The organism is Hoeflea sp. 108, assembly GCF_000372965.1.
Taxonomy (GTDB): Bacteria; Pseudomonadota; Alphaproteobacteria; order Rhizobiales; family Rhizobiaceae; genus Aminobacter.
This window is the reverse complement of record NZ_KB890027.1, coordinates 64,519-90,783: the sequence shown is the minus strand read 5'-3', so window position 1 is coordinate 90,783 and position 26,265 is coordinate 64,519. Positions and strand designations below refer to the sequence as shown.

The 26,265-nt window shown below is 62.1% G+C and carries 19 protein-coding genes and 3 pseudogenes; 5 read left to right on the top strand and 17 right to left on the bottom strand.

Features of this window, described 5'->3' with window-relative positions; genetic code table 11:
- Positions 1–262: 262 nt before the first annotated feature.
- The 5 genes from B015_RS0129930 to B015_RS0129910 all read right to left on the bottom strand — a co-directional run bounded on the left by B015_RS0129930 (position 263) and on the right by B015_RS0129910 (position 8,231).
- On the bottom strand, positions 263–5,359 hold the full coding sequence (locus B015_RS0129930) for an N-6 DNA methylase (RefSeq protein ID WP_018431448.1): 5,097 nt from the start codon (positions 5,357–5,359) through the stop codon (positions 263–265).
- Between the two features lie 123 nt (positions 5,360–5,482).
- Positions 5,483–5,884 carry a DUF3085 domain-containing protein gene (locus tag B015_RS0129925; RefSeq protein WP_018431447.1) on the bottom strand — a complete coding sequence of 134 codons (402 nt, stop codon included), beginning with the start codon at positions 5,882–5,884 and terminating at the stop codon, positions 5,483–5,485.
- A gap of 12 nt (positions 5,885–5,896) precedes the next feature.
- Complete coding sequence (locus tag B015_RS0129920; RefSeq protein WP_026227913.1) at positions 5,897–6,502, bottom strand: DUF1419 domain-containing protein; 606 nt, start codon at positions 6,500–6,502, stop codon at positions 5,897–5,899.
- Between the two features lie 462 nt (positions 6,503–6,964).
- Positions 6,965–7,864: a DUF3991 and toprim domain-containing protein gene (locus tag B015_RS0129915; RefSeq protein WP_026227912.1), complete on the bottom strand. Its 900-nt coding sequence runs from the start codon at positions 7,862–7,864 to the stop codon at positions 6,965–6,967.
- Positions 7,865–8,042: 178 nt separating this feature from the next.
- Entirely contained in the window at positions 8,043–8,231 is a 189-nt protein-coding gene (locus B015_RS0129910) for a hypothetical protein (RefSeq protein WP_011578758.1), read from the bottom strand.
- Between the two features lie 420 nt (positions 8,232–8,651).
- Here B015_RS0129910 and B015_RS0129900 point away from each other — a divergent pair, with 420 nt between their 5' ends.
- Entirely contained in the window at positions 8,652–9,494 is an 843-nt protein-coding gene (locus B015_RS0129900) for a hypothetical protein (protein ID WP_245262450.1), read from the top strand.
- A gap of 218 nt (positions 9,495–9,712) precedes the next feature.
- Here B015_RS0129900 and B015_RS0129895 read toward each other — a convergent pair whose 3' ends face one another.
- From B015_RS0129895 to B015_RS34205, 6 genes and pseudogenes are all read right to left on the bottom strand, one after another.
- Positions 9,713–10,285 (bottom strand): dihydrofolate reductase family protein, encoded by a 573-nt coding sequence (locus B015_RS0129895; RefSeq protein ID WP_018431443.1) that lies wholly within the window; start codon positions 10,283–10,285, stop codon positions 9,713–9,715.
- Positions 10,285–10,800 (bottom strand): SRPBCC domain-containing protein, encoded by a 516-nt coding sequence (locus tag B015_RS0129890; RefSeq protein WP_018431442.1) that lies wholly within the window; start codon positions 10,798–10,800, stop codon positions 10,285–10,287. Before B015_RS0129890 ends, B015_RS0129895 begins: the two co-directional genes overlap by 1 nt.
- On the bottom strand, positions 10,800–11,246 hold the full coding sequence (locus B015_RS0129885) for a metalloregulator ArsR/SmtB family transcription factor (RefSeq protein WP_245262449.1): 447 nt from the start codon (positions 11,244–11,246) through the stop codon (positions 10,800–10,802). Before B015_RS0129885 ends, B015_RS0129890 begins: the two co-directional genes overlap by 1 nt.
- Positions 11,247–11,423: 177 nt before the next feature.
- Complete coding sequence (locus B015_RS0129880; protein ID WP_018431440.1) at positions 11,424–14,684, bottom strand: error-prone DNA polymerase; 3,261 nt, start codon at positions 14,682–14,684, stop codon at positions 11,424–11,426.
- The gene (locus B015_RS0129875; RefSeq protein WP_018431439.1) at positions 14,681–16,204 is read right to left on the bottom strand and encodes a DNA polymerase Y family protein; all 1,524 of its coding nucleotides are present in this window, start codon (positions 16,202–16,204) and stop codon (positions 14,681–14,683) included. The genes B015_RS0129880 and B015_RS0129875 overlap by 4 nt, the downstream gene beginning before the upstream one ends.
- Positions 16,161–16,256, bottom strand: a pseudogene (locus B015_RS34205) (damage-inducible protein); the annotation flags it as partial. The gene B015_RS0129875 and the pseudogene B015_RS34205, both read right to left, overlap by 44 nt.
- Positions 16,257–16,457: 201 nt before the next feature.
- Here B015_RS34205 and B015_RS0129870 point away from each other — a divergent pair.
- Positions 16,458–16,703, top strand: coding sequence for a hypothetical protein (locus tag B015_RS0129870; protein WP_026227910.1), 246 nt, complete (start codon positions 16,458–16,460; stop codon positions 16,701–16,703).
- 51 nt (positions 16,704–16,754) lie between these two features.
- On the opposite strand, the gene B015_RS0129865 is transcribed toward B015_RS0129870, so the two are convergent.
- From B015_RS0129865 to B015_RS0129855, 3 genes are all read right to left on the bottom strand, one after another.
- Positions 16,755–17,450, bottom strand: a complete 696-nt coding sequence (locus B015_RS0129865; protein ID WP_026227909.1) for a hypothetical protein — start codon at positions 17,448–17,450, stop codon at positions 16,755–16,757.
- A gap of 311 nt (positions 17,451–17,761) precedes the next feature.
- Positions 17,762–18,376, bottom strand: coding sequence for an RES family NAD+ phosphorylase (locus B015_RS32970; protein WP_245262448.1), 615 nt, complete (start codon positions 18,374–18,376; stop codon positions 17,762–17,764).
- Positions 18,377–18,378: 2 nt separating this feature from the next.
- On the bottom strand, positions 18,379–19,536 hold the full coding sequence (locus B015_RS0129855; protein ID WP_018431435.1) for a hypothetical protein: 1,158 nt from the start codon (positions 19,534–19,536) through the stop codon (positions 18,379–18,381).
- Positions 19,537–19,685: 149 nt separating this feature from the next.
- Between B015_RS0129855 and B015_RS0129850 the strand changes: the two genes are divergently transcribed.
- The 3 genes from B015_RS0129850 to B015_RS33150 all read left to right on the top strand — a co-directional run bounded on the left by B015_RS0129850 (position 19,686) and on the right by B015_RS33150 (position 23,124).
- Positions 19,686–20,852 carry a DUF3800 domain-containing protein gene (locus B015_RS0129850; RefSeq protein ID WP_157632965.1) on the top strand — a complete coding sequence of 389 codons (1,167 nt, stop codon included), beginning with the start codon at positions 19,686–19,688 and terminating at the stop codon, positions 20,850–20,852.
- Between the two features lie 105 nt (positions 20,853–20,957).
- Positions 20,958–21,644 (top strand): plasmid pRiA4b ORF-3 family protein, encoded by a 687-nt coding sequence (locus tag B015_RS0129845; protein ID WP_157632964.1) that lies wholly within the window; start codon positions 20,958–20,960, stop codon positions 21,642–21,644.
- A gap of 79 nt (positions 21,645–21,723) precedes the next feature.
- Positions 21,724–23,124 carry an ISKra4-like element ISUnCu7 family transposase gene (locus B015_RS33150; protein WP_018431432.1) on the top strand — a complete coding sequence of 467 codons (1,401 nt, stop codon included), beginning with the start codon at positions 21,724–21,726 and terminating at the stop codon, positions 23,122–23,124.
- 18 nt (positions 23,125–23,142) lie between these two features.
- On the opposite strand, the pseudogene B015_RS32015 reads toward B015_RS33150, so the two are convergent.
- From B015_RS32015 to B015_RS0129825, 3 genes and pseudogenes are all read right to left on the bottom strand, one after another.
- A pseudogene (locus tag B015_RS32015) lies at positions 23,143–23,568 on the bottom strand (Gfo/Idh/MocA family oxidoreductase); the annotation flags it as partial.
- A 1-nt stretch (position 23,569) separates the two neighbouring features.
- Positions 23,570–24,534: pseudogene (locus B015_RS34200) on the bottom strand (Gfo/Idh/MocA family oxidoreductase).
- Positions 24,535–24,716: 182 nt separating this feature from the next.
- Positions 24,717–26,219 (bottom strand): NCS1 family transporter, encoded by a 1,503-nt coding sequence (locus B015_RS0129825; protein ID WP_026227907.1) that lies wholly within the window; start codon positions 26,217–26,219, stop codon positions 24,717–24,719.
- Positions 26,220–26,265 lie beyond the last annotated feature (46 nt).

Sequence of the window (26,265 nt, the reverse complement as noted above, 5' to 3'; positions counted from 1 at the left end):
GACCGGTGCAACTGCGGCCGAGCATCCCTGCCCGGCAGGACAAGCGGGGCTAACAGCCTTGCGAAGGCCGACGCGGCCGGGATCGCGAGCCGGCGCGGTTGAGCGCAAGCGTCAGCGGTCCGACCGATCTGCGAGCGGATTCCTCATCCTCCTTTTTCTTTTTCCCTCCTCCTCCTCTCAAAGAACATCCCCGCTGCGACATGCGAGAGCCGGATATCTGCCACTCGGCCATTTCACGGAGGGACTGAGGGGAGTGAATCGACTATGCGGCATCCTGCAAAGGTTCAGCAGATGTTTCCACATCCGCCGACAGGGCCGCCTCTATCTTGCCAAGCTGCCGCCGCTTGTCGGCCAGTTCGCCGGCGAAGGCAAACTCGGCACCATTGTCCCTCGACTGGTACGATGCGAGCCTGCGGCGGGCATCAGCGAGACGCTGGCGATACCGCTCGCGTTCGCCCTCGAAATCGTCGAGCGAGTGTTCGAGTCGCGAAATCGCTCCGAGCGGCGTGACCGTCATGGCAAGTTCGATTTCGGTATCGGCGCCGGTGCGCATCAGCATGGTGGTATAACGATAGCCGTCCTTGCCGAAGCGCTGGCCGTCATATTCGAGATCGAAACCGCCGACAGAGCCGATGATGCTCTCGCCTTCATGCTGAAGCTGCACCAGGGTCAGGATCTCCTTCATGAGTGCGCGACCTGCCTCCTTGCGTTCGGTGTAGACTTTGCCGACCACCGTCATGGTGAATGCCTCCCCGGCGGTCGGAACCAAAATCTCGATATCCTGGCCGATTTCAGTAATCCGCCGCGTGCAGAGCTCGATATCGCGCTCGGCGTCGCGAAGCTGCCGGCGAACGGAGTGCTGATCGTCGATATGAGCGGCGCGCAGCCGCTCCAGCCGGGCGATGTCGGCTTCAAGCCCAGCCTTCTGCATCAAGCGCTGATCGCCGGACGCGATGGCCTTGGCTATGGCGAACTGGTTGGCCTGGCCCTCACCGAGATCTTCGAGACGCCGCACGGAGGTATCACCGGAGAGCGCCGCGGCGATGAAGCGGGCCTTGCGCTCGTTGTTCTGCCACATGGTGGCGTCGAGCGAACCTTCGGTAGCGTAAGCGAAGATATCGACCTCGTCGTGCTGGTTGCCCTGACGGACGATGCGACCCTCGCGTTGCTCGATCTGCGACGGGAGCCAGGGCACGTCGAGATGGTGGAGCGCCTTGAGCCTCAGTTGCGCATTGACGCCGGTGCCCATCGTCTCGGAACTGCCGATCAGGAAGCGGACCTTGCCGGCGCGCACGTCGCCGAACAGACGCTGCTTGGCCTCCGACTTTTTATAGTCCTGCATGAAAGCAATCTCGCCGGCTGGCACGCCCATGCGGATGAGTTCGTCACGGATCCAGCGATAGGCGGAAAAACCCCTGCTCTTCTCGACGCTGATCGTGCCGAGATCGCTGAAGATCATCTGCGCGGCGCCCGGCAGTTCGAAAGGCTTGCCGTCATGGCGAACATAGGCGTTGCCGGCCGTCGCCCTCCAAATATCGAATGCGTTCGAGATGAGGGCATTGAGCTTGTTGTCCGCCTCATTGTCATTGTCGGCGTCGACCAGACGCAGGTCGATCGCAGCATGGCGACCATCAGTGATCACCGAGAGCAGGATGTCATCGCCGGGTTCAGGAGGCCGGTCACGCTTCTCGATTTCCGCGATACGCGCGGCCAGGACCATCTGGTAGTGTTTGAAGGCCTGCGTCGGCTTAGATGTGATGATCTGGCGCTTGCCCGTGGAGATCGCCGGCACCTTCACGAATTGGCGCAGATCCTCCGGCATCACCACGTCAGCGAAAGAGCGGAACATGGCGATCAGCTCGGGGACGTTGACGAAGCTGGCAAAGCGCGAAACCGGCTTGTATTTGCCGGATGGCTGAAGCTCCAATTCCGTGGTCGTATCGCCAAAGGTGCTCGCCCAGGCATCGAACTCGTGCAGTCCGCGTTCCATCAGCGCAGCGTGATCCATCAGCCGCTGGACAGAGAACATCTCTCCAAGGGTGTTGGTAATCGCGGTTCCGGAGGCAAGGACGAGCGCCCGACCCGGGTTCCTGGTTTCGATGAAGCGGGACTTCACATAAAGGTCCCATGCGCGCTGCGAGCCGTTCGGATCGACCCCCTTGAGCGTCGACATATTGGTGGCGAAGGAGAGCTTGCGGAATTCCTGCGCCTCATCGACGATGATCTGGTCCACGCCGATCTCGGCAATGGTGAGAAGATCGTCCTTGCGGGTGGAGAGTGCTTCGAGCCGCTCCTGCAGGCCCTCCTTCAGGCGCTCGAGGCGTTTGCGCGAGACACGGTCATCACCTTCGACCTTGGTCAGGAGCGTTTCGTAGAGCTCCAGCTCGTCATGGATCATCTGCTGTTCGAAGGCAGACGGGACGCCGATGAACTTGAAGGCGGAATGCGTGATGATGATCGCGTCCCAGGTCGCGGTTGCCGCCCGCGACAAGAAGCGCGCACGCTTGTCCTTGGTGAAGTTGGTGTCGTCGGCGACCAGGATCCTCGCGGTCGGATAGAGCGCCAGGAACTCGCGCGCCACCTGCGCCAGGCAGTGGCCGGGCACGGTGAGCATAGCCTTGGCGATCAGGCCGAGACGGCGCTGCTCCATGATGGCGGCCGCCATCGTCATCGTCTTACCGGCACCGACGGCGTGGGCGAGATAGGTCGAACCGGCCGACACGATGCGCCAGATTCCACACATCTGATGCCCATAAAGAGAAAAGGCGCCCGAGGCGCCTGGAAGCTTCAGATGGGAACCGTCGAACGCTCGTGGCGCGATGTTGTTGAAGCGGTCATTGTAAACACGGGCCAACCGGTCGGTGCGGTCGGGATCGGACCAGATCCAGCGCTGGAAGGCCTCCTTGATCTTGTGGAGCTTCTCCTTGGCTGCCTCGGTATCAACGACGTTGAGCACGCGCCGTTCGCTGTCGCCGTCCTTGATCGTGTCGAAGATCTGCGGCACGCGACTGTTAAGCGCATCAGTCAGCAGCTCACCTGCATGCCGGCGGCCGGTCCCCCATTCCGATGTGCCGACGGCGAGATAACCAAGCTGGCGCGCATCGACAGTCCAGGAAGCCAGTTCCGGCATATGATGGATCTTGATGTCGACGTTCATTGTCTCCTTGACGAAGGCCACTACATCGAGGGCGGGGATCCACGGCGCGCCGAGACGCGCGGTGATGTCGGACGGGCGAAGATCGACCGGCTGCACGCCCTGCAGGGCCGTGACGTTGCGCTCGTAGACTGGATCGAGAAGGGCAGCGGCTTCCGCGACCTTCAGCTTGTCGCGGACATGGCCTGACAGATAGGCATCAGCCATCTGCCACGAGCCGTCGGCGGGGTCCTGGAAGATCGCGCTGCCAAGCTCGGAGACAACGTCCTGCGGATCACAGTGCAGCAGCTCGGCGATATGATCGACATCGACCCGGCCCCGTTCATTGAGAACGACGGCGAGCGCGTCGGCCGCGCTGGAAATCACCGGCGGCGCCGGCGGAGAGATAACGCGCTCCGTGAAAATCGGTCCGGGTCTGGCCGTGTCGTTTTCGAGATCGTAGTCCTCGATCGAGGCGACCAGCCAGCAATCGGGGTCGTCGAGGAAGGGCTGGAGATTGGGACGCCGATGGCTTTCGCGCGTCTCGCCGGTCTCCACGTCCTCGCTGATCGAGACGGTGGTGTGGTTGATCGGTCCGAAGTCACGAACGAAACTCGACCAGGCAATGCGCAGCCTGAACTGAATACCTTGACAGGGCTGGTCCAGTTCCTGGGCTTTCAGCACCTCGCGCACCGCATCGCGGACCGGGATAAGCTTGCGGATGATGCGGACGTGCTTTTCGGGAATGCCGTCGCCGCCCCGGCCCTTGCGCGCCTTGATCGCAACCGGCTCGCCGTCGATGATTTGCATCAGGCCGCGTGCGTTGTCGAAGAAGAAGCTCCCTTCACGCACATGCCGGCCATTGGGCAGATCGACGCCGGTCTGATTGCCCGCTCCATCCAGATCAGGATCGATTTCCGAGGGTTCGCCGTCATAGCGGTCTTCCGGAAGGAGATTGACGGCGACCGACAAGGCCGCATGAAGATTCTCGCCGTCGCGGGGCACGCATGTGTAGGTCTCGCCGAAGGGACCAGAGGTCAGCGCATGCGTGCCGAGCACAAAATCCGGGTGGCGCGCCAACCAGCGGTTGACACGGATCGCGCCCTCATCGGCTGTGGCCGGCCGGACCTCCTCGGTGTCAAGCCAGGACTGGTCGCCTTCCGGCTCGCCCGACTTGCGCTTGCGGAAAAACAGGATGTCGACAACGACATCCGTCCCGGCGTCCGCGCGGAAACTTCCCTCGGGCAGCCGGACCGCAGCGATCAGGTCCGACGACTTCGCGATATGCTTACGCGCGCTGCGGTCGGCCTTGTCCATCGTGCCCGAGCTGGTGACGAAGGCCGCGAAGCCGCCCGGCTTCAACAGGTCGATCGACCGCGCGATGAAGTAGTCGTGCAGGCGCAAGGACAGCGATCGATAGGCCCGGTCGGAACGGACCGTTCGGTCGGAAAAGGGCGGATTTCCGATGGCGAGATCGAAGCTCGATGGCAATTCCGTGCGGGCGAAATCGGCGGTGACGATGCGCGCCTGCGGCTGCAACAGCCGGGCGATGCGCGCCGTGACCGGATCGAGCTCGATGCCGGTGACATGGGAGACGTCGCGCAGGCCTTCCGGCATGAGCGCTGCAAACAGCCCCGTGCCAATGCCTGGCTCCAGTACACGCCCGCCGCGCCATCCCATGCGCTTGAGACCCGACCAGATCGCCCGGACGATGAACTCCGGCGTAAAATGGGCGTACTGGGTGCAGCGTGCGAGGGAAGCATAATCGCTCTCGCCGACGGCATCCTCCAGATCGATGCTAATTTCATCCCAGCCCTTGCGGAAATCGATCTCGCCAGGCCGGCGAAAGACGCCATTGGCTAGATCGGACGCACCGAAACCTGTGAAACGGATCAGTTGCGCTTGTTCTTCAGCGGTCGCCGGGCGCTCATCCGCGTCGATTTTCGCCGCGAGCCGGATCGCAGCAACGTTGTCGCGGGCGCGCTCCTTCCAGCCCTGCGCGAGACCTCGGTCGTCGGTGAGATAGAAGTTCGAACCACGTTCCCGGACGGGCTTGGAGGGTGCGCGGGCGGCAGCTGCGATCGGCATCGCCGGCGCCGGGGACGATGGGTCGGGATCGTCGTCGGGTTCAAAGTTGCCGGCAAAGGCCATCACGCCAAGACCGAGACCGGACGAAAGGGCTGTATTGCCGAAAAGATCGATGGTGAAAGGGTCGTCGTGCGACATGTTGTTTCTCCTAGCTGAAGGCGCACTTCGCCGCTCCGCTGGTGTCCTCCAGCAGGCTCGACATGTGCGGATGTTCGGGATTGGGGTGCGAGCGGCCGCCAGACGGCGCCCATCGCGGAAATGCTAGTCCTGCTGGACTGCGAGGAGCTGCATCGAGTTCGGCTGCAAGACGATCTTCAGATGCGTGCAGCCGGGCCTGGCCGCGATCAGCTTCACGAGCATGAAGCCATCGAGAAACTCGATTCCGTCATCCCCGCCGAAATGCTGACGCTTGTAGTGCCAGTAATCGGGGTTGGTCTTCGGGTTGCACTCTTCGGCATAGACGACGAACGGACGCTGCCCTTCCGCGAGCTTGCCGTTGGAGAGGATGTAGACGCCCTCGTCGCCGACCAGCCAGACACCGGGCTTTTCATCACGGCCGGGATAAAGCCCATAATGAGGATTGCGGAAGCCGCCGTTGACGTAGGCGTCGAGCCGCCCGCGCATCATCACGACGCGGACATCCGTCACGGAAAAGGTGAACATCGCCTCCTCCCCTCATGCCGCGATTGCGTCGGGGAGGTAGCGCAGATGCACCGGCAGCTTGGCTGCGATCTCCGCATCCGTGAGGTCGTCGAGCAGCTTGACCTCGCGGCTTCGGTCGCGACCGAAGAACAGGACCGTTCGCCGCCCGCGCTGCGCCTGCGGAAAGCGCCAATCGGCATAGCCGCGGTATTCGTCGTGGCTTGAACTCCAGATATGCTCGATCCGCTCTTCGCGGGTCATTGCACGGACTGGACGGCTTTCCCGCTCGACAATGGCGGCGCGCATGTGTGCGGGCGAACCCTTGTCGGCAAGGTCGCAATAGGCGTGGAAGAACCGCATCCGGTCGTCGATCTTCAGGGTGAAGAAGACGCTGGTGATGCAGCCCGTCAGGAATTCCCGCATGGCGAACATCTCGCCGTTCATGAAGAGCGGCGGCAGGATGTTGAACATGTAATCATGCTCGATCTCGGTAAGCTCGAACCACTCCCCGCGATAGAGGCCGGCATCGGCATCCTCGAAACGATTGGGGCGCTGCGTGTGGCGATCGAACATGCGGAACATCTGCCGGCGGTCGGCAATACCCTGGTAGACTTTGCGGATAGGAGAAGAGGGGTTCATTGGCGGGCTCCTTCAGCCTCGTCGGACTGGAGCGCGACGCATCCTCGGGGATCACCATCATCTTCAGCCCTTCCTGACCCCTCCCCAGCGGCCGCCTCTCCGTCCGGCCGGGTCAAGTGCCGGCGGAGCCGGGCGAAGCTTCACACTTGACGCGGCTGGCGGGTATGCGGCAGCCGGGTTTCATTCGTTTTATTTCCTTCTTCTTCCTCCCCAATTCGGCCGCATGCCCGGGCTGATCCGCCGATGAGCCGCGCACTCGTCTTCGCCCCAATCCTCGTCGCTACCGGCGAGATCATCTTGGAGATCTACACGCCAGAGCTAAGTCGGCCGATGTGGAAGCTGCGAAGCTGGAGGCCGCGTCAAGACTTGGCGCGCCATTGCGGATCGAGATGACGACGGCGAAGGTCGGGCCAGCGATCCTCGATCGCGCATCATGAGCGCTGGAGGTGCCGGTCTGCCCGATCAGGCGATTGCCCCCTCCTTCAGCATCGCATTCCAGTCCTCCGCACGCGGCTTCAGACGTTCGAAGTCGCAGGAGAGTTCACCGGCAAGCTCACGCAACCGCGCCACGAACGCTTCGCCCTGCGTGTTCGCATCGGTCGCGGCGACGAAGCGGACATCGGGCCGTTCCCCCAACATGCGAATGGCGCCGTCGGTGGCCGGCGACCAGCCGCCGCCAGTGCTGACATAAAGCGTATCGCGCCGGGCCTTCTCGATCGCGCCAAGGCTCATGGCATCGATGGCGGCTTCGGTTACGCAGATGCGAGCGGCGCCCTTGAACCCGAAGCGGAACAAGACCTTGCTGCCGCCGGTTGCAAAGCCGCGCCATTCGGGACCACGTTCCTCCCAACCGGTGACCACGCCATCGGCACCCTGATGAGCGGCCCACATGCTCCCACGCGGCCCTTCCCGCAGAAGGTCCTGGGCGATGGCTGCCCGGAGGACCTGTTCGGGAATGTGCCGGTCGTCGCGCAGATATCGCCAGGTTGCCGACCCGCGCCAGGGCTTGCGCCGGGCACCCCAACGATCCGGTATGGATTGGTCAGGTTCCGCCTCGCGCGACTGTCGTTTCCATTCTGGCTCGCGGGGCTCGAAGCCGACCAGGGACGCGACTTGCACAAACGCTTCCAGAAAATCGCCGCCGTCCAGATGCTGAACGAGCGAATAGACATCACCCTTGGCGTCGGAGAGCGGATCAAACCAGCCCTTGCCATCGTGGATAACGATGATGATGTCATCGCCACGGCGATACTTCACCGCCTTGCGCGTGCTTTCCTTCAAGTCGATCGCGAACCCTCCGGTCTCCAGCACGGCCGCACAACCCACCCTGCCTCGCAGCTCTTCGATATCCGCTTTTTCCATTCTTTTCTCCCAGCGGCCTTTCGGCCGACCTTTCATTCAGTTTATCTTCTCCGCACACTTCGCGGAACACCTTAGCGACCGGCGCGAAGAGCAAAGGGGGCAAGGGCGCGGCTCCTGCCGCGGCGCAGCTTACCTTGCGGCCTGCCGCTCGCAAGCGGCACGCCGGGCAAGAGACGGTTCAATGAACCGGCTGGCCACCCGTGTAGGGGTCGTAAAAGTAGAGGGCGTTGACCTCGTCGTCATCGAGGTCGTCGGCAGGAAGAACGCCGTATGCGTCTTCATCGACCTTGAAGAGGATGACCGGCGTCATCAGGGTGCGCGCGAGGTTCCAGGCGTGGTTCTGAGCGAGGCTGAGTTCTTGCGACATGGTGTGACTCCCGTAGCTGCGGGGACCATTCCCCGCTCGACAGGCGCCCGTCGGTTCCGGCCTGGACCGCGATCACCGCGTTGGCGAAGCCATAAGCGGCGGCACGCTTGCGTAGTCCGACCCCTCGCGGGTTGATCGACAAGGTCCGGGCTGGAACAAGGGAAATAAGCCGATAAGAGCGGGGGTGGTCTTTGCGCCTGAGCCGCATTTCCAGCACGAACCGTCGCGGATTCATGCCGCAGACAGCGCCGGCTGATGCATGCCGCTATCATCAAGGTCTTTGCGAGGACCGGTTCTTCCTGTACCGACGATGTCGCCACCATCAAAAGCCGACAGCCAATTTGATCGGCCTGACCACGGAGATCGTTGCCGCTTACGTCAGCAACAGTTCCGTACCCAGGGCTGAGCTTCTGCGGCTCATTGCCGAAGGCCGTCCTGCTGCCGGCGACTGAGGCGCGGTCGCGCGAACGCGACTGCCCCAAGCAAAAAGCGGACGAAAGCGCCCGCAGCAAACACGGTCGAGCCTGCCGCACCGCCTCGACCTCGCCTCTGGCCACCCAGCATCGACCTTTCTCCGGTCCGGACGCCTTCCTTCGTCTAAAACGCGAAGAGACCGCGACAAATCCGTTCGTTTTCGGTATGGATTCAGTTGAGGCAGCGACGCACTGCCTCAAGGGCGTCGAAACCCTTACCAGCGGTATGGAATCAACCGGGATGATTCCAACCTCCTTGACCTTATGGTCGGGGAGCCTGTGGCGTATACAACAGGCTCACCGAGCTAAAGGCCATGGGGCCGTCTGGTACGGTTTCGAACTCCCCGATCACCAAGGGGTCAATGAGCATCGCAGAGCGGGGGCGCACCGCGAGCGATGGCTTCGAAACCGGATAATGACAACGGGTAGTTCCGAGGCAAGGGCGAAGCTTGGCTTCCAGCTTATTCACGATGTGATGCTGCATCAGGTCGTTGGATTCCCGCTGGCCGGCGAGACGCCAGGCGCACGACTACGGCAATACGCGATGGTAACGGTTATCCTAGACCTGCACTGCAAGGGCGAGCCGATAACGATTTCCAATATTGTCGCTGTCACCGGGATGACGCGCGGTGCTGCCGATGAGGTTCTTGGCGCCCTTGGAAGAAGGGGACTCATCGAAGGATCCTGGACAAAAAACTCAATGGGCCGAGGTCAAGCAAGGGAGTACCGGATCGCTGGAAGGCTTAATGTCGATATTGCCGGCCTACTCGATAACCTTCGCCCCTCATGAGCGTCGGGATCAATCTGACAATCGGCAGGGGTCATTCGCTGCCGGTTTGCATCTGGCAATCATTCCGCTGAAACAACCATCTAGCCTCGGGCAATTCAGAGGATGCCGAGCAAGGCCCAACGTCGCGCCTACCAGTTCGGGACGCGGCGCAAAGCGCGGCACGCTATCTACTAGGACAACTGGGATCAGGCCGGCCATGTAGGGGGCGGGCTCACGCGTTACCTTCTCGGCTCGTAGCGCAGCGCTACAGCGCCTGAGCTGAGCTCTTGCCGGTCGACGAGCTTCAACTCGATATATTTGGAGAGCCCGGCGAACAAGGTGGGCCCATGACCGGCAAGCCTGGGCTGTACCACGAATTCATACTCGTCGATCAGGCCCAGCTCCGCCAGCGCCATCGGCAGCTTTACGCCGCCCGTGAACAGCGCCCTGCCCGGCTGCTGCTTGAGCTTCCGGACCGCCTCGCCGAGGTTACCGCTAACCCGTTCCGCGTTCCAATCGACCCGCTCGAGTGTGTTTGAAACGACGTATTTCTTCATTGCGTCGATGGTGCGCGCGAAAGGCTCGGTCCAGTCAGGCGGCGTGATGGTCCGCGTCTCATGCCTCCACGCCTCTTCCATCATCTGGTAGGTGACGCGGCCAAAGAGCAGAGCATCGGCCCGGCCGATACTCTCGGTGGCGTGCTGATGTGTTGCACGCAGTTGTTCTTGCTGCAGCGCCTCGTCCGTGGGTATGGCCCTGTGGTCGACGCAGCCATCGAGCGTGACGTTGATGGAATAGAGAAGAGGTCGCATTACGGTCGTTGCTCCTTTGCTACTCGTGCTTTTATGGCTAAGTCAAACCGTTGCAGCTGGCTGGTCAGTCCGGCGATTGCGCCGCGTGTCATCTCGGGGTCCGGGTGGCGATCGGCCGTCAGCACCATCCGGACTCGCCCGGCCTCGGGGTGAAGCTCGACCATCATGTCGTAGGGATAGGCCTGGACGCCCGGGACGAAGTCGATGTCGAAGCGGATTCGCAGGCGCCGGTGAGGCACGATCTCGACGAACCGACCGCTCACCCGCGCCGTTGACGATCTGTTCCGGTTCGCAAAATAGGCGACCTGCTCGGCGCCCACCGCCGTCATCACGTGTTCGAAGGCACCACCGACTCGCAGATCGAGAGTCAATAACTCGAAGCGCATGCCCTCGGGCGCGAACCACGCCTCGAGCCCTTCCCTGGTGGCCCATAGCGCCCAGACCTCGTCCACCGATGCGTCGTAAACCCGCTCCAGCCTGATCGTAGCTGCGCCCGGCTCGCTGGCCTCTATCATCACTTTCCCCCCTCGCGTTGCAGCGCGCCACGCCGTCGCGCCAAGGCGGCGTCAAACCGATCGAGCCGGCCCTCCCAAAGCTCGCGATAGCTCCGAACCCATTCGTCGATCGCCTGGAACGGCTCGGGCCGGAGCGAATAAAGGCGCCTCGCCCCGTCAGGCCTCATCGTGACGAAGCCGGCTTCGTCGAGGATCCGCAGGTGCCGCGAAACGCCGGACTGATCGATGTCGACGGCCTGAACCAGGTCGCCCACGGCCCGCTCGCCGCCTGCCAAAGCCTCGACGATACGAAACCGCGTAGGGTCAGCCAACATCTGAAATATGCTTTGTTGCATCATCATGCATATGTATTGCTGCGCATATTCGGAGTCAAGCCGCTTCGACCAATGGCGTGCCGCGTGCGACGCAGGCAACGACGCTCCGCTGCCGACATTGGGTGTCAGCAACGGCCCAGTCTCGTTTACCTGAATTTCCGCCTGGCCATTCGCGGGGTCGGGAATTCAACTTTTTCGACGTGGCTGCGCGTTGCCCGAAAACGTCAACCTTGCTCGCAACATTTGCGTTCCCCATCAGAGCGGGCTTTATGCTGAAGCATATTTTTCTTTTACGAAATCGTGCTTTGCCTACCGAAAATCCCGCGTCTTCACCTGGATTTGGTTGGTATGCCCGTAGCCGTGCGCGAGATCCCACGCTTTCTGCAGACCTCTCGAATCCGGGGCTGGCGATCCATGGTGGAACTCGTCGCCCCTCCCGTGCGGAAAAGGGAACCTCGTGTCGCGCGAGCCGACACTGGCGAGTTCCGCGGAGAGATCAACGAGTTGGTGGGCGACGATATGGACCACCTCGCCTTCGCGCTGCACCCTGCCCTTGATCCCGATCATGCCGGCACCAAGGACGGTCCGGCGAAACTGCTTGAAGACCTTCTCCCAGATGACGATGTTGGCGACAGTGGTTTCGTCCTCGATGGTCATGAACATGACACCCTTCGCCGAACCCGGCCGCTGCCGGACGAGGACCAGGCCGGCGACATCGACCCAACGCCGGTCACGCGAAGCGACAGCGTCGGCGCTGGTCAGGAATCGCCGGGCCGCGAGGTCCTTCCGCAGAAAGGAAACGGGATGCTGGCGCAGCGTCAGCCCGACATGACCGTAATCCTCGACGACTTCGCTGCCGGCAGTCATCGGCCGCAACGAGACGGTTGGCTCCGTCTGCTCGGCGACCGGCAAGGCTTCCCGGACTGCCGCCGCGGCGAATAGCGGTAACGGTTCGTCGCGTAGCGCCTTGATCGACCAAAGTGCCTCCCGCCGGGCAAGGCCGATGGAGGGCCGGAACGCATCGGCCTCGGCAAGCTCACTGAGGGCCGCGGCGCGAATGGCGGCGCGCCGCCAAAGATCATCGACCGAGCGGAATGGCTGCTCGGCACGGCAGGAGACGAGGCGCGCGGCTTCCGCATTTCCCAGTCCCTTGACCAGACGCAAGCCGAGGCGAACGGCGAACCGGCCATCATCGGCGTCCCGGGGTTCGAGCGTGCAATCCCAACGGCTTGAATTGACACAGACGGGGCGGATTTCGACGCCATGCTCAACCGCGTCGCGCACGATTTGCGCCGGCGCATAGAAGCCCATGGGCTGGGCGTTCAAAAGTGCCGCACAGAACACGTCCGGGTGCCAGCATTTGAGCCAGGAGCTCGCATAGGCGATGAGAGCGAAACTGGCTGCATGGCTTTCGGGAAAGCCATAGGAGCCAAAGCCCTCCAACTGCTTGAAAGTCCGCTCGGCAAATTCCCGATCATAGCCGTTATCGACCATGCCCTGGACGAGCTTTTCACCGAATTTCGAGACGCCGCCCGTGTGCTTAAAAGTTGCCATGGCGCGGCGGAGCTGGTCGGCCTCGCCGGCGGTAAACCCGGCGCATTCGATCGCCACCCGCATCGCCTGCTCCTGAAACAACGGCACGCCGAGCGTCTTGCCGAGCACGGCCTCAAGCTCGGGCTTGGGATAGATGACATCCTCCTTGCCCTCTCGTCGCCTGAGATAGGGGTGGACCATGTCACCCTGGATCGGTCCCGGCCGCACGATCGCGACCTCGATGACCAGATCGTAGAAGGTCCGCGGTTTGATGCGCGGCAGCATCGCCATCTGGGCGCGGCTCTCGATCTGGAAGGTGCCGAGCGTATCGGCCTTGCGGATCATGCCGTAGGTGCGCGGATCCTCGGCCGGAATCGTCGCGAGGTCGAGCCGGATGTCCTTGTGTTCGGCGAGAAGATCGAAGCCGCGGCGCATGCACGACAGCATGCCGAGCGCCAGCACGTCGACCTTCATCATCTTCAAGGCATCAACGTCGTCTTTGTCCCATTCCACGACCTGGCGATCGGCCATGGCCGCAGGCTCGATCGGTACGAGCTCATCGAGCCGATCGCGGGTCAAAACGAATCCGCCCGGATGCTGGGATAGGTGACGGGGTGTTCCGACGAGTTGATGCGCAAGCTCCAGCGCCAGCCTCAGACGGCGATCGCCCATGTTGAGGTTCAGCCCTTCGGCATGCTTCTGCTCGACGCCTTCGGACCAGCCCCAGACCTGCGAGGACAATGTCTTGGTCAGGTCCTCCGGCAGGCCGAGCGCTTTACCGACGTCGCGAACGGCCCCTTTGGAGCGATACCGGATGACCGTCGAACAAAGCGCGGCGCGGTCGCGTCCATAGGTCTCGTAGACCCACTGGATGACTTCCTCGCGCCTTTCGTGTTCAAAGTCGACGTCGATGTCGGGCGGTTCTCGGCGTTCTTCCGAAACAAAGCGTTCGAACAGCAGGTCATTGCGATCCGGATCGATCGAGGTGATGCCGAGCACGTAGCAGACCGCTGAGTTGGCGGCCGAGCCGCGTCCCTGGCACAGGATTTCCTTTGAGCGCGCAAAACGCACGATCGAGTTCACCGTGAGGAAGTAGGGTGCATATTCGAGCTTCTCGATCAGGCGTAATTCGTGCTCGAGGTTGCGCCGGACCTTGGAAGGCAGTCCTTCCGGATAGCGGTCGACGGCCCCTTCCCAGGTCAACTTTTCGAGCGCCTGCTGAGGGGTAAGGTCGGGATAGAGCTTCTCTTCGGGATACTGATAGGCAAGCTCGTCGAGCTTGAACGGGCAGCGCTCCATGATCTCGATCGTGCGGGCGAGCGCTTCCGGGTAGCGGCCGAACAGCCGGTGCATTTCTTCGGGCGGTTTCAGGTAGCGATCGGCGAAACGCTCGCGCCGATGTCCGAGCTCGTCGATGGTGACGTTGTGGCGGATCGCGGTGACGACATCCTGCAGGACCTGGCGGCCCGGCTCGTGAAAGAGCGCGTCATTGGTCACGACCGTGGGGACACGCACGGCGGTCGCCATGTCGGACAGCTCCCAAAGGCGAAGCTGATCGTTGGGGCGCCGGCGTAGTGTCAGCGCTATATAGGCGCGATTGCCAAAGGACTCCCGCAGCCGGCGCAGCTGCATGGCGCAGGTCTCATCGGCAACGTCCGGCACCAGCACTGCAATCAGTCCTTCGCCGTAGGCAACGACATCGGACCATTCCAAATGGCATTTCGCCTTGCCCGCCCTGCCCTTTCCAAGGGACAGCAGCCGACAGAGGCGCGCATAGGCTGAGCGGTCCGTCGGATAGACGAGCACCGACATGCCGTCAGCAAGATCAAGTCGGCATCCGACGACGAGACGGAGTCCGGTGGCCTTGGCAGCCTCATGCGCGCGCACGACGCCGGCGAGGCTGTTTCGATCAACGACGGCAAGTGCCTCGACGCCCATCGTGGCGGCCGTCGCGAACAGTTCCTCGCAACTGCTCGCACCGCGCAGGAACGAAAAATGGCTCGTCACCTGAAGCTCGGCGTAGCGCGGCCCGCTCATCCGAAGATCCCGTGCAGGAACCAGCGCTGGCTGCCGCTCTCCGGACGCTCGCCATCGCCGGACCGGAACAGCCAGTAGCGCTCGCCGGTGTCATCCTCGACCCGGAAATAATCCCGCACCGTCGCGGTTTCCGCGTCGCGCTTCCACCATTCTCCCCGAATGCGTTTCGGTCCGTCGGCGCGGCGAACCCGCCGGCGAACGCCGCGCCATGTAAACCACACCGGCGGATTGTCGGGCAGAAGCGCCATGGTCTCGATCGGTTCCGGCCGGGACAGCAGGCGCGGCGGCCGCGGCCAGTCACCGTCCCAGGTCGCGCCCGTTTCAGGGGCGAGTGGCGGGACACAGGCGACGGAGCGCTCGGGGACATCGCTTTGGACGGGCGTGAAACGGCAAAGGCGATTTTCTCCGACACGGTTCGCAAGGACATCGATCAGGTCCGAAATATCCGCCTGCGGTTCCTCGACCAGCGAGGATATGGTCTGCCGATCCCGCAATGGCTCGACGAGGATCGCTGCCAGTTCCATCGTCTCAATTCCGAATCCCGGATCGATGGTGTCGATCTTCTCGCAAAGCAGCCGCGTCAGACGTTTTGCGTCTCGAACCGGCTGCGCTGTGCCGACACGGATGGCTTGCCTCGTGTTGTCGACGAGATGGAACAGCAGATCGAGCCGGCGCGCGCCAAGGCCTTTGGTTTCCAGGATCTGACACAAAGCCTCGACAAGCCTGGCGGTATAGCGGGCAATCGTCTCTGCCGCCCCGATCGGCTCAGCGAAGACGCGCCGGACCTCGACGATTTCGGCTTCGCGGAACGGCTCGATCGGCTCGCCGACATTGCCAAGCGCCTGATCAAGGCGGCGGCCGATTTCAGGACCGAAGCGCAGCGCCAGCGGCGCGCGCGGTTGATCCAGGAGATCGCCGATACGATCGAAGCCGAGCGTGCGCAGGCCTGTGACAATATCGGGTTGCAGCCGCAGCGCCGCGATCGGCAGACGCCGCAGAAGAGGCGCAGTTTCGCCCCGAGGAATGACCAGGGTGGAGCGTGCGGCAAAGCGCGCGCCGGCATGCGCCGCGCCCCATGTGTCGGCGATCGCGGCGCGCGCCTCGACACCGGATGCAGCAAAGCGCTGGACGATCGTGCTCAGCATGACGTCCTCGCCGCCATGGAGATGATCGGCGCCCGTGGTGTCGATCACCAGACCATCCGGCGGATCGGCCATGACGACGGGCGAGATGCGTTGCAGGGCCCAGAGCGCCAGCTTCTCCAGTCCTTCCGCATCCGCGCGTGGATCGGCATCGATGACGACCAGCCCCGGCGCGAGTGCCTGTGCCTTCGCCACCGGCATGCCGGTGCGAAGCCCAAGTGCTTCGGCGTTCGCGTCAAGGGCGGTGACGACGCGCCGATTGCCAACCCGGCTTATAAGGACGAGCGCTGCCTCACGCGGAGGCGATGCGTCGCCCGATTTCCTTCGAAGACGGTCCACCGGCCATCGCGGAAGGAAGAGCGATACGACCCTTGCCATCGCAAGCTTCCACTTCAATGTCTGCGCTGTCGCCGGCGCGCGATTCGAGGAGGAGAGGCGGCTCTCGCTCGCGAAGGATCGAGAACGCCTGCTAGAGCTCTACCGACCACTGGAAGCGCTTTTTCTCACCGTTCATATCTCGGTCAGCACCGGCACAGCCTCGCCCCGCTTGCGGCATCGCATCGCAAACGCTTGGGACGAAATCAGTTCACATGGGCGGCGCTGGCGGCGCGTGAAACGAGCCTGGCGCGCGTTGTTCGACAAGCAGCAATCATCAAGCGCGGAAGTCGAGTACGGCGGCGATTTCCCGCTGAGCAGGGTTACCGAACTGGTTCGCAAAAGCGTGCGTTACGCCCAGCCTGAACTCCTAGATCTAGTCAGTCGCGCCGATCGCGCACAATATGAAGAGTATGGCCAGGTCCTGTTAACCGATGCAGAATATGCCCTGTTCGAGCACATTGACCGCGAGTACCGCCGCCTATCGGCGCGTGTAGGTTAGCCCGTTTTCCGGAACGCTGCTCGATACCGCGAGCATGTGCAATCCGGTGGCCTATGCGCTCGGCTCGTCGAACGTTGGGTCTTCATCAACCAGTGTTTCGGCCAGTTCTGACAACCACGGGGACACATCCTCGATTGTCACGGCATCGCCATGCTCAGCGAAATAGGCGCCCACAGTGCGGTACTTTTCGCCAAACCGCTCCGTAAAGACAGACCGCACCTTCTCGTTCCGACTAAGTACGCTATCTAAAGCACGGCGACCATTTAGGAAAGCAAACGCGTGTTCGACGCCGAGCAGGTAGAGATATTTTCGCTTGTCTGTCGTATAGTCGGCTAGCAAGAAATAGTCTTTGAATATCGAATTCTGACGAATTGCTTCCGGTCCGCCACGCCAGTGAATAAACTTGAATTCAGCGACGCGGAAATTCGTCTCAAGATCGAAGCGCCGCCCGGTGTTGCCTGCTCCAAGCGACACATATTCGATCTTTTCGTTAGGCTCGAGAAGATGCGGGAGGCAGAGCAGGATGCCAAGGGCATGGATGGTGACGTTGATCTGCCCCGCAAGCCTCTTCATTTCTGCTGCGGCTGCGAGCACGTCGCGACCCGCGCCCGCACTCTCCAGGAATTGCATGCATTCTGCCGCACTCAGTCCGCGTACTGAAGATTCGATCCCACCTAGGGTTTTGGTCAGATCTGGCCCCGTGAAGCCTGAAATTAGAGCAGCCACGTCGGTAGTATTGAATCGCATGTCCCTCACTCTAGACCCCAGACGCATTTCAATTTGAGTTTGGACGTTGGCCCTGGCGTGGACTCCCGCCTAGCCAGACTCGCCCGAGCGCCAGCATCATCTGGACGTATGCGACCCATTTCACATCCTATCCGTAGGCATTGCACAGCTGCATTCGTCTGATGCACGGCATGGTGTTTCCCCTCATCGGCTTCTTAGGACCGTACTCGAGCACACTGAGTGGGGCTTTTCGGAAGCGGTATTCCCTTCGAGCGCAGACGGCGCCGCCGTGGTGCCCGCGCCCCTATTGAGAGGCGGGCAGGAGGCCCATGCTAGATCGGTGCACTGGTGTCCAGGATCACGCCATGGAGCCGGACCAACTCGTCGACGCGCGTCCGGTTGTCTTCGAACGGGTGACTCGGCAACTCGACCAAGTCTGAGGACGGCACGCGATCGAACAGCGCGTAGCAGATCTCGCCATTGTTGTGCCTCGAGCGATAGGCCAACCCCTCGAGGGAGGGAAAGTCATTGTAGAGATCGAGCGCCAAGGCCCTTGAGGGAGCATAGTCGTCGCTGGCGCTCACCGAAGCGTCGACTCCGTGAAACAGCAGACCCTCATCCATGATTTTCGCGACAGTCACGGGCCGCAGGAGACGCAGCGGCGTCCACTGGCGCTCCTCGATGAAGTCACGCCTGACGATCCGTCCGGAGGGTCGGCGAAGCAAGGTTTCCACGAAGGCGCCCTCGAGCCTGCGCGCGGCATAGAGGACCCCATATTCACCCGCCGGGGCGTCGAAACGGTTTTGAGGCGGCCTGCCGGCAGGTGGCCCGAAGAAGACCGCACCCTGCCCTTTTCGATGAATGCGGACCATGATCTCGCCCGCGTCGAGTTCCATCGGGAGCAGGCCCGCCGGGAAGCGTGCTGTGGGGGCGAACGACGTGGGCAAGCCTATTCCTCGTCCACATCGAGATACGCGGCCGCGGCATTGGCGACCTGTTGCACCTCTCCGGTTTTGAGCACGTCGACCGGTGCCCTTGCGAGACTGGGATCCTGCTCAATGAGGAACTGCAGGGCGGACCATCGGCCGGCCCTGCTGGCGTCGAATAGTTTGATGACCTTCGCCAAACCATCGAGGATTGACGTGCGATCATCCTCTTCGACGAACTGGAATTTCGGCAGGACAAGCTCATCACCCTCCATCATCCCAAGCGCCGAGCCGGACTTGACCCGCTTGTGGAGCGCCTGCCGGCTTGTGCCGAGGAGTTTCGCCGCTTCGGTGAGCGAGAGCCCTCCCCCTGCACGCTGGAGCAATAGGCGCGTCGTCTCAGCGAAGCGTGCTTCCGACGGCAATTCCTGGGGACGCGAGGCACCTTCGACCTCTGCGAGCAGATCGGCGGACAATCGAAACTGGTCCGCGGCGAGCTCCACATGCCGGGCAAGCTGCGAGAAGGCTCGCGGCCGGTCATAGCGGCAGAGACGAAGCAGCTCGTTGCGAGCAGGCGTTAGGTCGCTGAGAATGACGAAGGCATCGATGGCAAGACGTTCAGCTCGAGGTGTCGGCTTCCACTCGTGAACGAGCGCGTTTCGAAGCTGCCGCGAGCAGTCGACGACATTGTGGACAATGCTGTTGTACCAGGTTCGGGATGTGCTGCTTCGGCGCGAGACCGATCGTGCCTTGGCGAAATCGAAGTCGTTAACGGCTGCCTCTTCGAACGCAGCGCTCATCAGCAACGCCGCGCTCTGGATACGATAGTTGAACACGAAGACGAGGCGGAGAGCCGGACTGGCCGTCGCTTCGGACGCAACCCATGGCGTGGGTCCTGCAACCAGCTTCGACCAATGATCGGCGTCGTTTCGGTCGCGGATGTCGCGGGCCGTATCGATCAGGTGCTTGCTGAAGCTGCTGTGCCAGGCCTCCCCCAATTGCTCAGTGGCATGCCCGGCGCCCGCCGTGAGCAAATGAGGGAGCGACGGCGACGGCGCGATCATCAGCAGGTCGGCCAGGTAGTCAGACACGCTCTTGCCGGCGTCTCGCGCCCGGGCCTCTGCAACTGCTCGCACGAGTGGATCAATTTGGGTTTCCTGGGAGATCTGCTCCGCGCTCATCGTTACTCGCTGGCCGGCGGGCCAGCGCCCACCTTGGTTGATACTAAGGTTGATAGATAGCGCCGTCTGTGGCAATTATCAACCCTTGAGTATCAACCCCCAAACCGGCCGGCGAGGTCAGATCGACGGCCGGCGCCGAGAAACAGTCCATGTCCACAACGATCCTCCCACGACTGATCTCATGCGACGAGGCGGGTTTCACTGGGAACCGCATGCTCGACGCCGCCCAGCCCTTCTTCGCCTATGCGTCCGTAGACCTCGAATTGGATGAGGCCAACGCTATCGTGGGCGAGCTACGCTCGCGGCATCATTTGCAGATGGGCGAGTTGAAGGCTGCGAAGCTGCTGAGACGGCCGCGTGGCCGGGCGATGGTGGCCGAGATACTCGGGCGCATTGAGGGGCGTTACATCGCGACGCTCTATGACAAGCGTCTGAGCCTTGCCGCGAAGTTCTTCGAGTATATCTACGAGCCGGTCCTGCAGCGCAACAACATGCTGTTCTACCACCACAACCTCCATCGGTTCGTAGCGACCTATCTCTACATGCAAATGGTGGCCTCTGGCGAAGGCGCCGAGGAGCTTGCCGTGCAGTTCGAGCGTTTCATGCGATCGCTGGATCCGGTCGATGCTCCGGCTCTGTTCGGTAGTCCGGACGAACAACACTTCAACATGCTGCTCGGTCCGATCCTGCGCTTCGCCCGCGGGTACAATGTCACCATCGCCAGGGAGACCCGCAACCTTCAATTGACGGGTGACAACGGCAAGTGGGTCCTTGATCTGACGATCAGTGCCGTGACCGACCATCTCCGGAACTGGGCCGAGCGGCACCCCCTGCTCGAAGTGGTGTGTGACGACTCCAAGCCGCTTCGCGCGCTCGCGGGCATCTACGACGTCATGGTCAACCGGCCCGACCCGGTCTACATGGAAGCGTTGGGTAAGCGGGTCCGACTGACCTGGAATATGGCAAAGCCGATTTCATTCGTGTCGTCGTCGGACCACGCGGCGGTGCAGCTCGCCGACCTGATCGCCGGCACTGCAGTTGCCGTCGCGGCCAATCAGGGCGATGAGAGCTATCGGCAGCTTGCAGAAGCGATCCAGCCACATTTCAGCGAGGAATGTATCCTCCCGGATTTTGACATCATCGACCTGGCTGGAGACGAGGCGCCGGTGAACATGCTTGTGCTCGAGGAACTTGCCGATAGAGCCGATAGGGGCATGGACCCGCTTCTCGGCATGGAGGTGGTCTATGCCGTGGCCAAGGCGGCCCTACCGGACTTTCGCCGGCGGGTTGCATTCGGGCAGCAGGACGCGGGTTAGGCCGCCCATTCCTTCGAATAGGGGAGTACCAAAATCTGTGGGGTGTTGGTAGCCGGTGGGCTGAAGGCTGGGTAGGCTTTTGTCGTTGAAAATGTCGAACCGGATATGCCATCCACATCCCCATCATTGCCGACGTCCACGGGGTCCATCCTCCAGCTCAAAATCCGTCTGCTTGGTCTGAGCCCGATGGTGTGGCGACGTGTCCTGGTTCCGGAGAGCTATTCGTTGCGGGAGCTTCACGGCGTAATCCAGGTGGCCATGGGCTGGGAGAGCTTGCATCTCTTTGAGTTCAGGATACGCGCGGTTCGTTACGGTTCGTCGGATATTTGCACTGAACCGCCTGACAAGACGCTCGACAGCTTTGGGTTCCGCAAGAACGCCAAGTTTGCCTACGTCTATGACATGGGCGACTGGTGGGAGCATGAAGTCCGCGTCGAAGACCGGGAAGTGGCGAAGGAACGCGGGCGCTATCCGGTCTGCGTCGGCGGCGCGGGCGCCTGCCCGCCGGAGGATTGTGGCGGCCCGGACAGGTATCTCGCGCGGCGTGATGACGCGCTTGGCCCGGACACCATGGATGACCTGGCAACCATGGCGGATTTTGTCGAGCAGGTTGTTTTCAATGGCAACCGTGCCATGCTCGATGATGATGAAGCACGTCAGGCGGTCGAACGCGCAATTGACCGGTCCCGGTCTCGCGCGCCGTTTCTCGCCTGCCGGTTTTCTCTGCGGGACGTGAACACCGGCTTTCGCCAGGATGAGCACCGGCGGCTGATGTATCAATGGCTCATATGAGTATCGCCGCTCGGGAGCTGAAGGCATGGCTCGTGCTTCTTCTCCGTGCATTCTGCAAAACCGGGGTTAAAGGCAAGCAATGAAGATTGAGATCAAGCTGCGGATCGCCGCAGCGGACGGCAGCATTTGCGATGAAGAGATTTTGAGATTCGACAAACCCCATGACCAGCTTGAGGCAATCGGATTGTCGCTCGCCGAGGCCAAGGATCTGCTTGGCCGCCTGCAGGAGCACATCGTTGCGGCGCAAGCGGCAACCTTTGCCGCCGAACGGCGCTGTTGCCAACAATGCGGCCGAGCACAGACGAGCAAGGGCAGCACATCGATCCGCTTCCGAACGCCATTTGGCGACGTGCCGGTTTCCAGTCCGCGGCTTCACCGCTGCGCTTGCGATGCCGGTCAGACCCGGACCTTCAGCCCGCTGACGACGCTGTTTTCCGAACACGTTGCGCCCGAACTGCTCTACCTTGAGACCAAATGGGCCTCGCTGGTCTCCTTCGGCGTCACCGTCGATCTTCTGAAGGATGTCTTGCCGATCGGTTCTACGCTGAACGCCGAAACGGTCCGCAACCATCTTCATCGCATAGCCGCACGCGCCGAAGCGGAGCTCGGCGACGAGCGCCCCTCCTTCATCGAAGGCTTTCCACGGATGTGGGCGCAGTTGCCCATCCCCGAAGGCCCGATCGTCGTCGGTGTGGATGGTGGATATGTCCGCGCCCGCGACGGCAGGCAGAGCCATTTCGAGGTCATGGTCGGAAAATCGATTCCGGAAGATCGGAAGAACCGGTATTTCGGCCTGGTCCAGAGCCATGACGACAAGCCCCGCCGCCGCTTGCGAGAGGTGCTGCGCGAGCAAGGCTTTCAGATGAACCAGGACATCACCTTCCTCACCGACGGTGGCGATAGCGTCCGCAACATGGCGGTTGCCATGTCTCCATGCGCCGAGCATGTGCTCGACTGGTTTCATATCACCATGCGGCTGACCGTTCTCGGCCAGTACGCCAAGGGGCTGGCGCATCATAATCCAAGCGAAGCCGAAGACACCGCCCGCGAGTTGAAGCGCATCAAGGGCTATCTGTGGAACGGCAACCGCCGCCAGGCGCTGCCCTGCATCGAGTGGCTCATCGATGATCTCGATGCGGTCGAAACCGATTATCCCAGCATGAAGGCATTCCGGAAGGCGGCGGGAGAATTCAACACCTACATCGCCAACAACGCCGGCATGATCCCGAACTACGCCGAGCGCCGCCGCTATGGCGAACGGGTTTCGACGGCGTTCGTGGAGTCGACCGTCAATGTCGTGGTCGGCAAGCGCTTCTCAAAGCTTCAGCAGATGCGATGGTCGAAGGAAGGGGCACATCTCATGCTGCAGACCCGAACCCGCGCGCTCGACGGGACGCTGCGCAGAAAGTTCGAGCAGTGGTATCCCGGACTGGCCAGCAACAATTCCGCCCCCCAGTCAGAAACCGCAATGGCCGCTTGATACCCCACAGATTTTGGTACTCCCGAGTTCACCGCTGTCGATGAGCCGCTTGGCCGCCAGGAACGGCAGCGAAAAGCGCATGGTGTGGCTCGGCATCAGCGTCACGCCGGCCTTGTCGGCGGCGGCGAGGATCCTGCGGCACTCGGCGACCGTCGGCGCCAGCGGCTTTTCGATCATGATGTGTTTGCCGGCCTCGGCGCAGGCAATGGCGACGTCGGTGTGCAGGTGATGCGGCAGCGCCACCACGACCGTGTCCACCTCAGGATCGGCGAGCATGTCACGATAGTCGAGGTAGCCCCTGCCGCCATATTCGTTGGTGAACGACTTCAGCCCTTCGGCGTCGTTGCGGCAGGCTGCTACCAGCGTCGCGCCCGTAACCGAGCGCAGCGCCTGCGCATGTGCTGCGCCGAAATGGCCCGCGCCAATGATGCCAACCCTGAGCATGTCAGACTCCCTGAATTTCGTAGCAATGGTCGATGATTGCCATGGCGCGGCGGCAATCGGCGAGCGACACGGCCGGCGGCCGTCCCTGGGCTAGCCGTTTCAGCGTATCAGTCATGACGTCGTCGTAGCGGCGCGCCGGCGGGGTAACCGGCAGGTCGCGCTGGCCCTCGTCGTCGAGCGTGGAAAGGGCGATGCGGTCGCCGAAGTCGCTGAGCGTGGCGTTCTTCGCCGAGACGCGCCATTCGAAGATGCCGCGCTTCATCGAGGCGAAGGTGTAACCTGCCTCGACCAGCCCCAGCGTGCCATCGGCCGCACTGAGCACAACGGCCGCATAGTCCTCGACCTCGGTGCCGTGGATCGGGCGACCGAACGAGGCGCTAACGACATCGACCTTCTGATCGCCTGCAAGCGTCAGGAAGGCGTTGATGCCATGGATGCCCAGATTGCGCAGGGCGCCACCGCCGCCGATGGCGCGATCCAGAACCCAGCCGACGCCGTCATCGACATAACGCTGTGGCGGACCGTTGATGAGGCGGAAATGCGAATGCGAGATCGCCCCGAGACGGCCGGCCGTATCGAGGTCGCGCAGTGCCGCCATCATGCCGAGCCCGTGCGGCAGCGCTACGGCGACAAAGGCATTTTTGCCCTGGCCGGCGGCGACAAGCGGATCGGCGGCCCGAGCCGAAATGCCTATCGGCTTTTCGATCAGCAGCGGAACGCCAGCCTCGATGACGGCCAGCCCGCGTTCGGCTATTTCGAACGGACGCCCATGACAACAGCGAGATCGGCTCCGGCAAGCGCCTGATCCAGCCTCGACGCCACCGCGCAGCCGAACTTGTCGGCAAAGAGCCGTACCGCTTCCGCGGACGGATCCCAAGCCATGGCGATCTCCGCTCCCGCCGCCAGCGCGGCCTTCGCATGCATCGTCGAATGCCAGTGGCTAACACCGAGAAAGGCCAGTTTCATATGGGAGCCGTAAGATATAGGATAAGTGGATGCCTTATATCCTATACGATACGACCAATGCAAGTCATAGAGGCTGCCGGGCCACCATTTAGACGCCCGAGCTAAGGACGGGCCCGCAAAGTCAGAGCCATGCCACGCCTATTCCGCCGTGGCATGGCTGGTCTGCATGGCGATGTTTTCGGCTACATATCCTCGCGACCGTCGCCAGCACCTAATTCAGCTGAACCCGCCCGCTGGAAATCGCCATTGCCGGTATAGACCCAGCTCTTGCCGACGGACGTGGCTAGGAAGCGATCATCAAAGCCGCTTTCGATTTCCTGCTGCGGATTGCGCGGCAGCACGACGATCTTCATCAGAACGTAGTAGAGAACGAGACCGAGCGGAAAGCCGATGATGAAAGCGTAGCTCGAATACCAGGCCGCGACGCTGCCGGCGGCAATCCAGGCGATCATGCCCGCCCAGTTGATGCCACCCGAATAGCGGAACTGCCCGTTCATGCGATAGAGGTCGGGCACGTTCACCCGACGGCGACGGATCAGGTAATAGTCGGCCGTCATGATGCCGCCGATCGCCGACAGGAATGCACCGTAATAGCCGAGGAAGACGAACAGGTTGTCAAGGATCAGCCATGGAAAGCACAGCGTGCCGATGATGCCGGCGAGCACCACGCCGACCTTGTAGTTGACGTGGCGCGGCGACAGGTTGACCAGCGTCAAGGCCGACGGAATGAGGTTGGCGGCCGTGTTGGTCGACCACTGGGCGAGCACCACCAACACCAGCAGCATGATGAGCGCAAAACCCTGGCTTTGCGCCTGGATGACTTCGATCGGGTTCCAGTTGCCAGTGGCGATGAACGACACGCCGCCGATGCCGGCTATCATTGCCTGCGTGACCGGCAAGGCGATCAGCTGTGCTGCAAAGATGCTCTTGTTGCGCTTGAGGAAGGTTTTCGAACCTGGCTCGGTCTTGACGAAGCGGGTCAGGTTGGGAATGTCGATCGCCATGGTCGACCAGAAACCTAGATTGGCGATGAACAGCACCAGCAGCGACATCTCGCCCTGGGCATGGAAATTCCAGATGTTGATGCCCTTGGTCTGGGCGATGCCTTCGAGGGTAAAATACATCCATAGCGAGATCGCGATGATGCAAGGGGCCGCGAGCGCTGCCAGGCGTTCGATCGACTTGATGCCGCAAGCTGTGTTGACCACCTGCACGATGCCGAAGGCGACATACCAGACGAACCAGTTATCGAAGCCGAGGAAATGCGAGCCGATGCCGTTCAGCGCCAGAGCTCCAAGATAGGTCTGGATGCCGAACCACATTGAGGCGACGAGACCGCGCGAGATCGCCGGCAAATGCGTTCCGTGAATACCGAAGGGCGCGCGCAGATAGACGGCAAAGGGAAGCCCGTGCTCGGTGCCGATATCGGCGGTGAGCAGCATGAACAAGCCGATGCCGATGTTGGCAAGAAAGATCGTCAAGATGACGGTCGACAAAGGAATGCCACCGCCGACGCCAGTGGCGCCGAGCGAGAATGTCGCGATAATGACGGCGATGCCGATCCAGATCCAGGCGTATCCCAGCATGCTGATCGGTCGCTGGCTAAGTGTCGTGGGCAGGATCGATTCTTCGATGAGCGTGCTGCGCTCACGCTCGATCGCGCCCGCTTGGGCTGCAATTGTCACGGTAACCTCCACTTTTGATTGTATTAATTCCCCACGTCTGAAGATT